Annotated in this window: 13 protein-coding genes and 1 tRNA gene; 7 read left to right on the top strand and 7 right to left on the bottom strand. The window is 60.6% G+C overall.

The window, feature by feature from the left end:
* Nucleotides 1-3: 3 nt before the first annotated feature.
* Genes ACUN0G_RS03480 through ACUN0G_RS03470 form a run of 3 tightly spaced genes read right to left on the bottom strand, consistent with a single transcriptional unit; the run spans nucleotide 4 to nucleotide 4,107 of the window.
* Entirely contained in the window at nucleotides 4-903 is a 900-nt protein-coding gene (locus tag ACUN0G_RS03480) for an FHA domain-containing protein (protein WP_445575513.1), read from the bottom strand.
* 10 nt (nucleotides 904-913) lie between these two features.
* Nucleotides 914-3,016 (bottom strand): type III secretion system export apparatus subunit SctV, encoded by a 2,103-nt coding sequence (gene sctV, locus ACUN0G_RS03475; RefSeq protein ID WP_445572691.1) that lies wholly within the window; start codon nucleotides 3,014-3,016, stop codon nucleotides 914-916.
* Nucleotides 3,013-4,107 (bottom strand): TyeA family type III secretion system gatekeeper subunit, encoded by a 1,095-nt coding sequence (locus ACUN0G_RS03470; protein ID WP_445572690.1) that lies wholly within the window; start codon nucleotides 4,105-4,107, stop codon nucleotides 3,013-3,015. The genes sctV and ACUN0G_RS03470 overlap by 4 nt, the downstream gene beginning before the upstream one ends.
* 264 nt (nucleotides 4,108-4,371) lie before the next feature.
* Between ACUN0G_RS03470 and ACUN0G_RS03465 the strand changes: the two genes are divergently transcribed.
* Nucleotides 4,372-4,923, top strand: coding sequence for an RNA polymerase sigma factor (locus tag ACUN0G_RS03465; RefSeq protein ID WP_258343703.1), 552 nt, complete (start codon nucleotides 4,372-4,374; stop codon nucleotides 4,921-4,923).
* A gap of 108 nt (nucleotides 4,924-5,031) precedes the next feature.
* Here ACUN0G_RS03465 and ACUN0G_RS03460 read toward each other — a convergent pair whose 3' ends face one another.
* Complete coding sequence (locus ACUN0G_RS03460) at nucleotides 5,032-6,249, bottom strand: MFS transporter (protein WP_008430708.1); 1,218 nt, start codon at nucleotides 6,247-6,249, stop codon at nucleotides 5,032-5,034.
* A gap of 426 nt (nucleotides 6,250-6,675) precedes the next feature.
* Here ACUN0G_RS03460 and ACUN0G_RS03455 point away from each other — a divergent pair, with 426 nt between their 5' ends.
* From ACUN0G_RS03455 to rimJ, 3 genes are all read left to right on the top strand, one after another.
* Entirely contained in the window at nucleotides 6,676-6,996 is a 321-nt protein-coding gene (locus tag ACUN0G_RS03455) for a DUF6124 family protein (protein ID WP_445572689.1), read from the top strand.
* A 269-nt stretch (nucleotides 6,997-7,265) separates the two neighbouring features.
* A tRNA-Met gene (locus ACUN0G_RS03450) sits at nucleotides 7,266-7,342 on the top strand.
* 84 nt (nucleotides 7,343-7,426) lie between these two features.
* Nucleotides 7,427-7,981 (top strand): ribosomal protein S5-alanine N-acetyltransferase, encoded by a 555-nt coding sequence (rimJ, locus tag ACUN0G_RS03445; RefSeq protein WP_421553288.1) that lies wholly within the window; start codon nucleotides 7,427-7,429, stop codon nucleotides 7,979-7,981.
* Nucleotides 7,982-7,986: 5 nt separating this feature from the next.
* On the opposite strand, the gene ACUN0G_RS03440 is transcribed toward rimJ, so the two are convergent.
* The gene (locus tag ACUN0G_RS03440) at nucleotides 7,987-8,598 is read right to left on the bottom strand and encodes a hypothetical protein (protein ID WP_445572688.1); all 612 of its coding nucleotides are present in this window, start codon (nucleotides 8,596-8,598) and stop codon (nucleotides 7,987-7,989) included.
* 34 nt (nucleotides 8,599-8,632) lie between these two features.
* The gene (locus ACUN0G_RS03435) at nucleotides 8,633-9,037 is read right to left on the bottom strand and encodes a hypothetical protein (RefSeq protein WP_258343683.1); all 405 of its coding nucleotides are present in this window, start codon (nucleotides 9,035-9,037) and stop codon (nucleotides 8,633-8,635) included.
* A gap of 308 nt (nucleotides 9,038-9,345) precedes the next feature.
* Here ACUN0G_RS03435 and ACUN0G_RS03430 point away from each other — a divergent pair, with 308 nt between their 5' ends.
* From ACUN0G_RS03430 to ACUN0G_RS03420, 3 genes are all read left to right on the top strand, one after another.
* Nucleotides 9,346-9,861, top strand: coding sequence for a sigma-70 family RNA polymerase sigma factor (locus ACUN0G_RS03430; RefSeq protein ID WP_445572687.1), 516 nt, complete (start codon nucleotides 9,346-9,348; stop codon nucleotides 9,859-9,861).
* On the top strand, nucleotides 9,858-10,802 hold the full coding sequence (locus tag ACUN0G_RS03425; RefSeq protein WP_445572686.1) for a FecR family protein: 945 nt from the start codon (nucleotides 9,858-9,860) through the stop codon (nucleotides 10,800-10,802). The genes ACUN0G_RS03430 and ACUN0G_RS03425 overlap by 4 nt, the downstream gene beginning before the upstream one ends.
* A gap of 75 nt (nucleotides 10,803-10,877) precedes the next feature.
* Entirely contained in the window at nucleotides 10,878-13,286 is a 2,409-nt protein-coding gene (locus ACUN0G_RS03420) for a TonB-dependent siderophore receptor (RefSeq protein WP_445572685.1), read from the top strand.
* A gap of 42 nt (nucleotides 13,287-13,328) precedes the next feature.
* On the opposite strand, the gene ACUN0G_RS03415 is transcribed toward ACUN0G_RS03420, so the two are convergent.
* On the bottom strand, nucleotides 13,329-14,219 hold the full coding sequence (locus tag ACUN0G_RS03415) for a bifunctional helix-turn-helix transcriptional regulator/GNAT family N-acetyltransferase (protein ID WP_445575512.1): 891 nt from the start codon (nucleotides 14,217-14,219) through the stop codon (nucleotides 13,329-13,331).
* Between the last annotated feature and the right edge of the window lie 58 nt (nucleotides 14,220-14,277).

Below are 14,277 nucleotides of genomic sequence, written 5' to 3'. Positions count from 1 at the left end.
CGCTCACCAGCGCACCTCGATCCGTTGCACGCCGTCGAATACCACCTTGGTGTTATCGATCATCACCAGTCGTAAACCTTCCACCTCATCACCGACAAACAAGCGGCTGCCCTGGTCCAGAACCACGTGCCCGTTGGGCCCGCCGACAATCTGCAGAATCTTGAAGGGCAGTACACTGTTGTGTTCGCTGACACGGCTGAGCACCGGTACCGAGGTATCGAACTGCTCGCCAAAACGGCTGAGCATGCGCGACACCAGTTCCACCTCATCCCGGGAAACATCGCCGCTGAGGGTGACCTGGCCATTGATCACTTGCAGGCTGATGCGGTGGCTTAACTCTCGCTCGCCGAGCATCTTGAGCAACTGCTGACGCACCTCGTAGGGCGAGCCCAGCTCATGCTTGCTGACCACTGGCGGCATCAGCGATGCCTGTGCCTGGCGCTCGCCATTGGAGGCCATACCGATCGCCGTGATGATGACTGCAGCCACCACCACCAGGCTGATCAAGCGCTTCTGCTGCGGCCTCGAGATCGAGGACAAGGTCAGCGTCGGCGGCGCCTCACTGGCCGGTGCCGGCTCCGGCGCCGTCACCACAGGAGCCTTGGGCCAGGGCTGATCGGCTCGAGTGACGCAGAGCCGAATCTGGCCAATCGAAAAAGGCTCGTTGAGTGGCAAGTCACTGATCTGAGCGACGAACTGACCCTCGACGTTCTGCACCAGCCCTTGCTCGGCCTGCACCAGCCATTGCCCTCCCGCAAGGCGCAACCACACGTGCCACTCGGCAATGCCCGGGTCGGAGAGGGAAAGGTCGGTATCAGGATGGGCCCCCATACTCCACTGCTCGCCAAACAGCGGCAACGCCGCCCCCTGATGCTGGCCATCAAGCACGCGCAACTCAAACATCATCAAGCCCTCATGCCACTGCGCCGCGCAACAAATCATCCTGCCCCAGATCAAAGCGCCCCAGCACCTTCACCTTGGAGGAACTGCCCAGCTCGGCAAACGACAGCACCGGCACATGGTTGAATTCCTCCAGCAGCAAGGTACGCAAAGGGCTGCGCAAATCCTGCGCGACCAACAGCACGCTCTTGCTCTTGGCCCGTACGGGAAAGGCTTGTTTGAGCAGGCTGACCAACACCGCACTGCTGTCGTTGTCGAGGGAAAAGAACACCCCGGTCTGGGTCTGGCGCAACGCATCACGCAGCACGTTTTCGCTGTGGGGCGACAACAGCCAGGCATGCAGGCCGTCCGCTTCGCTGTACTGATGGAAGATCTGCGACTTGAGGGCAATGCGTGCGTAGTCGGCCAAGGCATCCGGCTCACGCTCATGCTGGCCGTACTCGATCAAGGCCTCGACGATCAGCCGCACCGCCCGCAGGGGTACGCCCTCGCTGGCCAGGCGCTGCAACACCGCCGAAAAACGTGAAAGCGGCATGATGCGTTGCAGTTCCTGCACCAGCTCCGGCTGATTGAATTCAAGCCAGCTGAGAATCGACTTGCTCTCCTGAATCCCGAGGAACTGCGGCCCGCTCAACAGCATCGCCCGGGTCATGCGCTCGATGATCAAGCCCTCTGCAGTGAAGCGCTCCAGTTGCTCGTCGTCGAGCAGTGGGTCGTCGGGCGCCAGCCACACCCAGTCCTGTTCGTCGCGCTCAGGCAGTCCCTTGGCGCCCTCTTCGGGCTCGGCGGCCAAGGTGTCGAGGGCCACCGCTACCCGGTGCCCCAGAGTGGCTTTGATCATCGGCACTTCATGCACGCAGAAGCGGAACTCATCCTCGGCCAGTACGGAGGCGGGTGCGAACTCGACTTCAAACGGCGGCAGCGTCAAACCAATTTGCGTGACCAGGCCATTGCGCGCCTGGCGAATACCGTGGGTGGCCTGCGCCACCTGTGCGCTGCCTTGCAAGGCTGCCGGGAACTGCAACAGATAAGGCCGCGATGGATCAAAGCCCCGCAGGTCTTCTTCACCGTTGTCTTGCGGGGCGACCGCATCGGCGTCCGCTTGCTCCGGCTGCTCGCGCTTCTGGCGCTGGCGCACCAGGAAGTAACCCAGGGAACCGGTGATCAGCGAGATGAGGATAAACACCACCGTCGGCATCCCCGGAAGCGCCGCAAAGGCGAGCATGCCGACCGAGGCGATGATCCAGCTCTTGGGTTCGCTGGTCATTTGCCGGGCGATCTCGGCGCCCATGTTGTTAGCGCCCTTGTTACGCCCGGACGGCGCCACACGCGTGATGATCATGCCCGCGGTCAAGGAAATCAGCAGCGCGGGAATCTGCGCGATCAGGCCATCACCAATGGTCAGTACCGAGTACAGCGCCATGGAATCGCCAGCGCTCATGCCGTGCTGGAACATGCCGGTGGAGAAACCGCCCAGCAAGTTGATCACCACGATAATCAGCCCGGCGATGGCGTCGCCCTTGACGAATTTCATGGCCCCGTCCATGGCCCCGAACAGCTGGCTTTCGCGGGATAATTGCTCGCGTTTGTCCCGGGCCTGCTCGCCATCGATTAGGCCTGCACGCAAATCACTGTCGATAGACATTTGCTTGCCGGGCATGGCATCCAGGCTGAACCGCGCCGCCACTTCAGCGACACGCTCCGAACCCTTGGTAATCACCAGGAAGTTGACGATGGTCAGGATCATGAAGATCACCAACCCTACCGCCAGGTTGCCGCCCACCACGAAGTTGCCGAAAGCCTCGACAATATCGCCGGCATCCTGCTCCAGCAGGATCAATCGCGTGGTGGCGATCGAGAGGGCCAGGCGAAACATGGTAGTCAGCAACAGGATCGACGGAAACGAAGAAAACGCCAGCGGCCCCGGCAGGTACAACGCCAGCACGATCAACAGGCACGAGATACAGATATTCAGGGCAATCAGGATGTCCACCAGCCAGGTGGGCAGCGGCACAATAAAGATAAACACAATGGCCATGATGACCACCGCGCCCATGACTTCGGCACGTTGTGCAACCTTCAGCAGCACGCCATTGATAACCCGTAATGCGCTCATGCATCGGGGCTCTGCGGGGCCATACCCTGCCGGGTCCCGCGCTCAGTGCGTGCGTATTCGTCCATCACCAGCAAAAAGCTGTTCAGGCAGTCCTCACGGCCCCTGTTATCACGCCACACGGCCAGCGGCAGGCTCTTGAGCATCGGGTAAACGCTGTTGAGTGAAATCAACTGATTGAGTACATCAACCCCGCCCAATTCAATGGCCAGGCGCTGGATCTCGGCAGTCGCAATCCCGGTGTTCGAGTAACCCAGCAAGCGTTGGAGCAGGGCCACTGCGTCCCGTGTCACTTCGGGATAGGTGAGGGCCAGGCGATTGATCAGGTCCCGGCAATTGCACAAGATGCCACCCAGTTGGTCGCAGCCACGCAACCCCACCAGGAGCGTGAGCAATTTGGCCGAGGCGATCGACGGCGTCAGTGCTGCAATGTCATCGGCCAGGGCGCGACGCATCAGCTTCAGCCCCTGGCCAAGGTCTTCGCCGCCGAACAACCCCAACAGCGCCTGCAGCATCGTTGCCAGGGATTGCCGGGTGACCACGCTGGCGTAATACACACTGCGCACCGCCTGACGCAGATGCGGGTCATCACTGCTGGCCTGCAACGCCAGCGCCGTGTTCAGGCCCGCCTGGATCTGCGGCTTGAAGCCCATCTCCAGCCTCACCAGCGCCTCACGAGCCAGCTTCGCCTCGTTGGTGCGCACCTCGGCATCGGCCTGCGCGGCCACTTGCTGGAGCACCACGTAGGCCCGAGCCGGGTCATTGCCGGTGATCTCCAGAAACTTCTCGACGCTGGGGTTCACCAACATTTGAACCCTGACACTGCGCGCAATGGTCGCCAGTGTTGCCTGAGCCGGATGCCCCAACTGTTCATAGAGTTGCGCCAGTTGCTCCACCGGCATAACGCGCAGCCCTATCTGCCGCCGTCCAAGCGCGCGACTGTTGAGCTCGACCTCTTGGTTGAACAGCGAACCGAGGTCATCGCCGATCGGCGGCGTGCTCGTCTGGGAAGGTGGGCGGTTATCAACCCTTGCAGGCGCAGGCTGATCCAGGCTCTGGGGCTTTTGCACATCAACGTGGGGATCGACTTTCATGGGGAATGCCAGGACAGGGAGATTCGTGTCCTTGTGTGGAGGGCAAACCCATTACGGTTCCATCTTGCCGGCAATTCAGAGGCTTATGAAAAAACCGGCACAAACCTGCGGATGTTTGTGCAAGACCTTGCATGAAAAGGCATCAAAACAAGATATTTCACTATATATATCAATAAGTTATACATATTTATCGCTTGGCACAGGCAGTGCTAAGGGGGTTCCCGTCGGAATTATTTCGATCGTGTCTACCCTGAGGAAAAATTCATGGATATCCCAGTCGATGTTCTAGTTCACCTTACACCTGACCCGCACCGCTCCATCCAGAACCTGTCGGAAGACCACCACAAGAAACTTCGCCGCTTCATTCATAAACGCGTACTGAACCCGGAAGATGCCGACGATATTCTGCAACTGACGTACCTGGAGGCCTGGCGTAACCGGGACCGCTTCGGCGGCCAGGCCACCCTGAGCACGTGGATGTGCGGGATTGCCCAGAACCTGATCCGCAATCACTTCCGGCGCCTGTATGCCAAACCGGTGCATTGCGAGTTCGATGAAGCGCTGTGGCATGGGCAGGAAGAAAACAACAACCTGGACTGGCAGTTCGAAATCAACCGCAGGCTCGAAAGAACCCTGCGGGCGATTACCCACTTGCCGCCGGAAATGCGTAAAACCCTCTACGCCTCGCTGGAAACCGACGGCAGCTACCAGGACACCGCCGACGCCATGGACATCCCCATCGGCACCGTGCGCTCACGCTTGTCCCGGGCGCGGGAACAGTTGAAGCGAGCCACCTACAACCCGCTACAACCGTAAATCAGGGCACCGGCGCAACGCCGACACCCTTTGCAGGAGCAGTTGATTTACCCGTTTGACGCAAACGTTGGGCAGCAAGGATATCTGCCCGACTCGATTGACCCGATATCAGGCCTTTTTGGTACGCGGCAACAGAATCGCCAACACCCCGAACAGCGGCAGGAACGAGCACAGCGTGTACACGTACTCGATGCCGTGGATGTCAGCCAGGTGCCCCAGCAGCGCCGCACCAATCCCGCCAAAACCGAACATCAAACCGAAGAACACCCCGGCGATCATCCCCACATTGCCCGGCACCAACTCTTGCGCATACACCACAATTGCCGAGAACGCCGAGGCCAGGATAAAGCCGATCACCACGCTCAGAATGCTGGTCCAGAACAGGTCCACGTGGGGCAGCAGCAAGGTGAACGGCGCCACCCCGAGGATGGAGAACCAGATCACCGCCTTACGGCCGATCTTGTCGCCAATCGGCCCGCCAAAGAACGTCCCCGCCGCCACCGCCCCCAGGAACAGGAACAGATGCAACTGGGAACTGGCCACCGACAGGTCGAACTTCTCGATCAGGTAGAAGGTGAAGTAACTGGTGAAACTGGCCATGTAGAAGTACTTGGAAAACACCAGCAGCCCCAGCACCACCAACGCACTCAGCACCCGGCCCTTGGACAGGCCATGGGTGGCCGCCTGGCCTTGCTTGAGCTTGAACAGATTCAAGTGGTGCGCGTACCAGCGGCTGATCGCATACAGCACAAACAACGCAAATACCGCGAACAGACCGAACCAGGCCACATTGCCCTGGCCGAACGGAATGATGATCGCCGCCGCCAGCAAAGGACCGAACGCCGAGCCGGCATTACCGCCCACCTGGAAGGTCGACTGCGCCAGGCCATAACGCCCGCCCGACGCCAGGCGCGCCACACGGGATGCTTCCGGGTGGAAGGTCGACGAGCCGATCCCGATCAGCCCCGCCGCCAGCAGTATCAGCGGGAAGCTGCCCACCTGGGACATCATCAAAATGCCCACCAGCGTACAAATCATCCCGCAGGGCAACAGGTACGGCTTGGGATGCCGGTCGGTGTAATAACCCACCCACGGTTGCAGCAGGGACGCGGTGAGCTGGAACGTAAGAGTGATCAGGCCGACCTGGGTGAACGTCAGGCCGTAATTGGCCTTGAGCATCGGGTAGATCGAAGGCAGTACCGACTGAATCAAGTCATTGATCAAATGCGCCAGCGCCACCGCGCCGATCACACGCATCACCAACGGGCTGGTTTGCCCGGCGGCAGGCGCCGTAGCCACGGAGGGCTGGGAATTGCTCAGAGCCATGGGAGGTTTTCCGTACAGCAGATGGATGCACAGGTGCAGGTGCGACAATGTGCCACTTTTGGATGCAGGAAGGCTATCCCGTTAGCAGGCTAACGAGTAGGTGAATCGATGCAGCGGTCATGGCTTGTAAAGGGCCAGCAAGATGAATCCCTTTAATTTGCGGAACGTTTCCTAGAGAATCTTTCGGCCTTGTGCCTGGGGGAGTCGGTGACTAGTCTTCGGTCCGTCGCTGGTTTTCAGTGATCGGGTTTAGTCGCCCGGACTTATATCAGGCGCATGCTTTCATGAGGTTTCATGGTGGCTGTGCGCAGGGCACCTTCGGGTGCGCCGGGTTTTCCTGATTAGCCGGTCGACTAACCTGCGTACAGCCGCCACCCTTCGTTTAGTCGCGAACGGTACGGCTCCAAGTTAATCAGGAGCTATGCCATGTTTAAAATTGTCCCCGATCCACCCCGTGACCAAGCCAAAGACCGCGCCGCCTTCAACCGAGCGCTCGACCACTACCTACCCACTGACCCGCCGCAACCCTCGACAAACTTCTACGCCATCAGCGACGAAATCAGCTTCGAAGACTCCCTGCTCTTCACCGCCGACCTGCTGCACAGCGCCTCGGCCACCGCGCTCGACTGTGGCGAACAACTGCAAAGCCCCGAGCGTGCCAAAGTGCTTGCCGTGTGGCACCTGCTGGAAATGGCCAAAGCCATGGTCGACCGCTCGATAGAGTGCCTGCACCCGCGCAAAACCTGACGCACGAACGCCAGAACACCGCAGATCAACTGTGGGAGCGGGCTTGCTCGCGAAGGCGGTGGACCAGCCAATACCTCTGCTGACTGACACACCGCATTCGCGAGCAAGCCCGCTCCCACCTTTTGATCTTCGCCGCCTTGGGACCTGCGCAAACCCCAACCGCTCGTCACCAAACCCGGTGTTTCCCGTTAAACAGTTGATAGCGTAGATAAATTTTCAAAAAAAGCGCTTGACGCATTCCCGTTCTCCGCGAATAATGCGCGCCACTTGGCTACATAGCTCAGTTGGTTAGAGCATAGCATTCATAATGCTGGGGTCCGGGGTTCAAGTCCCTGTGTAGCCACCAAGTACTAAAAACGGCTTACCGAAAGGTAGGCCGTTTTTTTATGCCTGAAGAAAAGTACACTGCCCCACCACATGGAGGTGACGCATGACATTCCCCGCCACCGGCATCCACACCGACCGGCTTTTACTGCTCCCCGCCCACCCTTGCCACGCACGTGCCGTGCAAGCGTACCTGCTGCAAAACCGCGATTTCCTCCAGCCTTGGGAACCGTCGCGTGATGACGCCTTTTTCGAACTGGCCGCCATCACCGAACGCCTCGAAACCCTGGCCGACAAAACCGCCAGCGGTGAAGCGTTGCACCTACTGATATTCAGCCACGGCAACATCATCGGCGCCTGCAACTTCAGCAATGTCGTACGCGGTGCGTTCCAGGCCTGTCACCTGGGTTATGCGCTGAGCGAGTCTGGCCAAGGCCAGGGTCTGATGCATGAAGCGCTGACGGCGGCGATTGCCCATGTGTTCGACGCAATGCAACTGCACCGAATCATGGCCAACTACCGCCCGGAGAATCAGCGCAGCGCGCGCCTGTTGGCGCGGCTGGGGTTTGAACGCGAGGGGGAAGCGCGGGCGTATCTCAAGATCAACGGGGTTTGGGCGGACCATGTACTGACCGCCCTGATCAACCCCGACGATATTTAAACCACTCAGTCGCTGTGGGCGGCATCACTTGGTGCACCCGGACAAGGATTCACCAACTCCGAATACTCAAACTCCGTGAAGTACGGAATCTTTGTCCCCGGGATCATCCCTCCGCCGTACTTCTTCTTGCCGCTCGGCCTGACTGCTTTCGCGCCGGTGCCAATCAACAACGGCTGACCATCAGCCAACAAATAATCCACCATTTCCCGATGCATCATTCCATTCCAGTGTTTGTCTGCATCCAGCGGCAGCAACACAAAGTTAGAGTCCGCCGTGAACATGTTCAACGCTTCCGCAGCTTCCCGGGAAGTAGCGGTATGGCCACACAGCACTTCGGCGGTTTTCAGGGTGTAGGCCGGCACGTACCGGCTACTTTGGTACTTGCTGAGGATCAGCCCTTTGCGGGTCAGCACCGCTATGCCTTGCTCGGCATGGCAGATCGCCTCGTCGCCATACTTCAGTTTGCAGAAGTTGGTGTAGGAGATGTCGATGATGTCACTGCCGGAAACGCCCAGGTCCTGCTGTATCTGAGCGCGGGCTTCAGGGGTTTGGTAGGGGATGCTGCAGCCGCTCAACAGCAGTGCGGCAACGACGAAAACCAGCGGTAAAGTACGCATGAAAACTCCAAAAAAGATGAGGCGTGGCAATCCATTAAATCCCTACCGGTAAAACCAGGTCCTTCTGCCCTTCCACCGTCACGTCATAAATCTTCTCGCTGCACACTGAGAACCCCTGTAAATCAAACTCCACCAGGTAGGTCTTGTTCGCTTTCGGCAAGAAGCTGCGCGATAACGGCCCGCACTTTTCCAGGGTGTACGACGTGCCGTGATCGCTGCGCCAGTTCGCAACGCCCTCCACCACGGTCAACTGATCCGCCGGCACCAGCATCTCCCGGAACGGCCGCGCACGATAAACTCCATGGGCCAGGCCCTTGTACAACCCTCGGGCAAACGCCGGCATTTGCTGCTCTTGGGCATCGTTGTAAACAACCCCCACGTTGCTCAAATTTCCCACGGGGCCAGCGCTGAAGCTCACCTGCGATTCAGTGCTGAGCATTCTGAAAATCACCTTTGCGTGGTGGTCGTCTGCCATCAGCACGACTGGCTTGGGTTTGGCCGGTGGCGGGCCTTTTTGAGAGGAACAACCCACACCCAAAACGGCCACCACACACAACGGAATGACCCAAGCAAACGAACGATCCATAGATAAACTCAAGTCCTGTTAGATACCGCGAAGGTTAAGCGGCGGATAGCTTAATGCCATCACCTCGAAAAAGTCTCTCTCAACCGATCATGTGCCGTCTATTGCAGGCCGAAGTTTGAAACAACTAGAATAGGATTAATTCTCACTTACGACTCTCTCTCATGAAGCTGTCTTCGGCTACCGACGCTCCTACGCTCGATGCGCTGTACCGCGACTACCACGGCTGGTTGTTGACCTGGTTGCGGCGTCGTGTGCATTGCTCCCATCAGGCGGCCGACGTGGCGCAAGACACTTTCGTACGCTTGCTGGCAGCGGGTACTTACGTGGCGCCGGGTGAGCCACGGGCTTATCTGGCCACCATCGCGCGCCGGTTGCTGATGGACAATGGCCGCCGCCGACGCCTGGAACAGGCCTACCGCGAAGAGCTCGAACGCTGCGCCGCGTACCTTGAACAGGCGCCTTCACCGGAGCAGATCCTGCAAGCCGCGCAAATGCTTGAAGCGATTGATCGGGCCTTGGCGCGCATGAACAAGCGGATACGCGACACCTTCATCCTGCGTTACCTCGAAGGCCTGGACCAGGCGCAAATCGCCCAGCGCCTCGGGGTCTCGGTGCGCACGGTACAGAACGACCTGGTGGAAGCCTTGCTGGCGTGCGATGCGTGCGCCCAGCCATGAACCAGCCTCTGCCCCACGCTGTGCTGCGCGAGGCTGCCGAATGGCTGGTACGACTGGATCACGAAGGCAACGACGCCAGCGAACAGGCGTTTCGCGCCTGGCTGGCCGCCGACCCGCAGCACCCACAAGCCATTGCCCGCCTTCAAGGCCACTTGCTGCCCCTCAAACAAGCGCCGGCCCGTGCCGCATTGCGCCGGGCACGCCAGCCGCGCCACGCGGCAACGCTGGTCAAGTGTCTCGCCCTGGCCCTGCTGCTGGCAGGCGTGCCGGCGTACCAGTACGAGCAACGTGGCTATCTGTTCGCCGACCTGAGCACCGGCCGTGGCCAATGGCGCCAAACGCTGCTGGCCGACGGCAGTGACCTGCAACTGGAAGGCAACTCCGCCGTGAACCTGCACCTGGACGCTACCGAACGCCGCGTGCAACTGCTGCACGGCGAACTCCTGGTGGCGGTGGCCAAGGATGCCCAGCGGCCTTTTTATGTCGACACCCCGCAGGGCAGCATTCGCGCCCTGGGTACGCGTTTTATCGTCGAACTCAGCGACACCGCCACGGTGGTCAAGATGCTCGAATCTTCAACCCGCATCGACAGTGCCGGGCACACGATCACCCTCGCCCCCGGCGAGCAAGTGCGCCTGGATGCAAACGGGCCGGGCACGCCGAAAAGCGTCGATGTGCAAGCGCAGCAGCAAGCCTGGACGGCCCACCAGTTGCTGGCCAATGACGAGCCGCTGGCGGATGTGCTTGAGCGCCTGGCGCGGCATCGCCCGGGTGTGCTGATGTTCGATCGCAAGGCGCTGCAAGGCATTCGGGTGACCGTGATGCTGCCGACGGACGACAGCGACCGCGCGTTGCGCCTGCTCACGCGCACCCTGCCGATTGAGGTCAGCACCTACACCCCGTGGCTCACGCGTGTGCGCCTGAAAGTCCCCGCCGGATAATTCTTACGCAGCGTTGCGTGTTTTCGGTTTTACCGCGTCCTTTCCTTGGCCAACATCCAAAGGAGCACCGATAACATGTCTTCAACCCCCACACGCGGCGGCCTGTTACTGGCCAGTCGACTGTTGCTTGGCTGCCTGCCGCTGGCGGTGCCGGGCCTGGCTTACGCGCAACAGCAGGTACAGGCGTTCGACATCGCGCCCGGCAAACTCGGTGATGTACTGACCCGCTTCGCCCAGGCCGCCGGTGTGCCGATTTCGTTCCTGTCGCAACAGGTGGCCGGGTTGAACAGCCCCGGTGTGCGCGGCAGCTACAGCGTGGCGGACGGGTTCGCGCAGGTGCTGGCCGGCACCGGTTTCGCCGCAACCGGCAATGCCGATGGCTATCAGTTGGAAAGCCTGCCGGTAGCCGGCAGCGCGCTGTCGCTGGGCGCCACAGAGATCACTGCCAACCAGTTGGGCACCATCACCGAAGGCAGTGGTTCCTATACCCCGGGCACCATCGCCACCGCCACGCGCATGGTGCTGACCCCACGGGAAACCCCGCAGTCGATCACCGTGATCACGCGCCAGCACATGGATGACTTCGCGCTCACCTCAATCGATGACGTGATGCGCCATACGCCGGGCATCACCGTGTCGACCTTCGACAGCGAGCGCAATAACTACTACGCACGCGGCTTCTCGGTGGAGAACTTCCAGTACGACGGCATTCCTACCCTGCGCAACTCCGCCTACTCGTCCGGCCAGACCCTGACCGACATGGCGATCTATGACCGCGTGGAAATTCTCAAGGGCGCTACCGGCCTGCTCACCGGCGCTGGCGCCCCTGGCGCGACGATCAACCTGATCCGCAAAAAGCCCACCCGCGACTTCAAGGCCAGCGTGGAACTCGGCGCCGGCAGTTGGGACAACTATCGCTCCCAGATCGACGTGAGTGGCCCGCTGACCGACAGCGGCAACGTGCGTGGCCGCGCGGTGGCGGCGTATCAGGACAAGCACTCGTTCATGGACCACTACCAGCGCAACACCAATGTGTATTTCGGCACGCTGGAAGCCGACCTGACCGAAGACACCCTGCTCACCGTCGGCTTCGATTACCAGAACAGTGACCCGCAAGGCTCGGGCTGGTCCGGCAGCCGTGCGCTATTCGACCGCAGCGGCAACCGCATCGACGTGAAACGCTCCTACAACAACGGCGCCAAGTGGAGCCGTTGGGAGCAGTATTCCCGCAGCGCGTTCTCCACCCTGGAACACAACTTCGACAATGGTTGGGTGATCAAGGGCCAATACACCCACCAAATCATGGGCTACGACGCGCCACTGGGCTCGATCATGAGTGGCCCGTTCCCCGTCACCGGACTGTCGTCCCTGTACGCGAACAAGTTCACCGGCAATACCCGCGCCGACTCGGGCGATGTCTACGCCAGCGGCCCATTCAGCCTGCTGGGCCGTACCCATGAACTGGTGATTGGCGCGTCGGCCTCGAATTCCCACTGGACCGGAAAGGACTACGGCGCCCCCACTTCTGTGGGCAACAACCAGATCGATTTCTGGAATTTCGACGGCGATGTGCCGGAGCCAGACTGGGGCGCGCCGACCCGCACCATCGATGCCACCACCCGGCAATCCGCCGGCTACATGGCCGCACGTTTCAACCTCACGGACGACCTGAACCTGTTCCTCGGCAGCCGCGTGGCCAACTACAAATTGCGTGGCGACGACGACTCTACCGAGACCGGCAAGCTGGTGCCCTACGCCGGGGTCACCTACGACCTGAACGACAACTTCACCGCGTATGCCAGCTACACCGACATCTTCATGCCGTCGAGCTACAGCCGCTCCCGCAACAACAAATTGCTGGAACCGGATGAAGGCAAGAACTACGAGACCGGCCTCAAGGGCGAGTTCTTCGAGGGCCGGCTCAACACCAGCGTGGCCTACTTCGAAGTGCATGAAACCAACCGCGCGGAGCCGGACGCCGAATACAACGCCGCGCCTACCAATCCGTCCCTGGGTTATGCCGAAAAAGGCATCAAGGCCAAGACCAAGGGCTTCGAGGCCGAGATGTCCGGCGAACTGGCGCCGGGCTGGCAGGCCCAGGCCGGCTACACCCACAAGATCCTGCGGGATGAGCATGGCGACAAGGCTTCGACCTGGGAGCCGGAGGACCAGCTCAGCTTCTTCACCTCGTACAAGCTCAAGGGCCCGCTGGACCGCCTGACCCTCGGCGGCGGCGCACGCTGGCAGAGCAGAAGCTGGCAAGTGGTGTACAACCGGCCCAAGGCGCAAAACGAAGAGTTCTCGCAGGAAGCGTATTGGGTGGTGGACGCGATGGCCAAGTATCAGGTCAGCGAACATCTTTCCGCGACGCTGAACGTGAACAATCTGTTCGACAAGCAGTACTACACCAACATCGGCTTCTATAACACGGCCTATTACGGCACCCCGCGCAATGTGATGCTCACCACGCGCTGGGACTTTTAACCCGCCAGGCAACAGCGCCCCGTGACATGGGGCGCTGTTGCGTCAAACAGCGTGCCGCACAAAACACTGCTCCACCACCGACTTGCCCCACTGCTGCCCTTCCTGCTCGGACTCCAGCACAAAGCCCGCGTTTTCATAGAGCTTGCGCGCCACATCCAGGCCCTTGAACGTCCACAGCCGCACCGCCGGGAACCGGTGCCCGTCACAGAAATCCAGCGCCTCTTGCAACAGCCGTTTGCCCAAGCCCTGGCCCTGGGCCGACGGGTCGAGGATGAAGCAGCGCAAGATCGCCTCGCCGTTTTCGCCCTCGCCATCAATGGCAATCGAACCCACAATCTGCGTCCCATCCAGTACCGCCCACACTTCGTTGCGCGGGTTGACCAGGCGTCCCATCAACTCGGCCATGTCCGCCGCCACCAGGCTTTCAAATGGTTGGCCAAAATTGGCGTGTTTGGCGTAGTACTCGGCGTGCATCTGCGCGATGCGCCCAATCACCCCAGGCCGATAGCCCCGGGCGATGCTGTAGTGCCTTGGCTGCCGGGCGCCGGTGCGTTGGGTTTGCAGGGCTGCGGCGTACTGATCAAGCCCGCGGCTGACGGCCTGTTGCTGTTCGCTGGACAAGCCGCCAATGGCCTCGCCCACCTGGCGCCGGGCAAATGTTTCGATGTCGCGTAACGTCTTCTGGCCTCGTGTGGTGAGCCGCAGCTTTTTCGAGCGGGCATCGTCCTCGTTGGCAAACTCTTCCAGCTCGCCCGCCTCGATCAGCTTGCGCACCATGCGGCTCACCGACGATTTTTCCAGGCCCAGCAAGGTGACCAGTTCAGCCGCTGTCAGTGCGCCACGCTCGCCGATTTCAACAATCGTGTGCACCGACGACGGTGGATAACGGCTGGCTGCCAACTTCGGCTGCATGAAACCCAGCTCTCGCACCATGAGGCGTGAGGCACAGCGGATCTGATCGATAAGATCTGGCCTGGAACGGTTCACGTGG

The sequence above is a fragment of the Pseudomonas sp. 32A genome (assembly GCF_052682255.1).
This window is presented reverse-complemented; position numbering and strand designations above follow the sequence as displayed.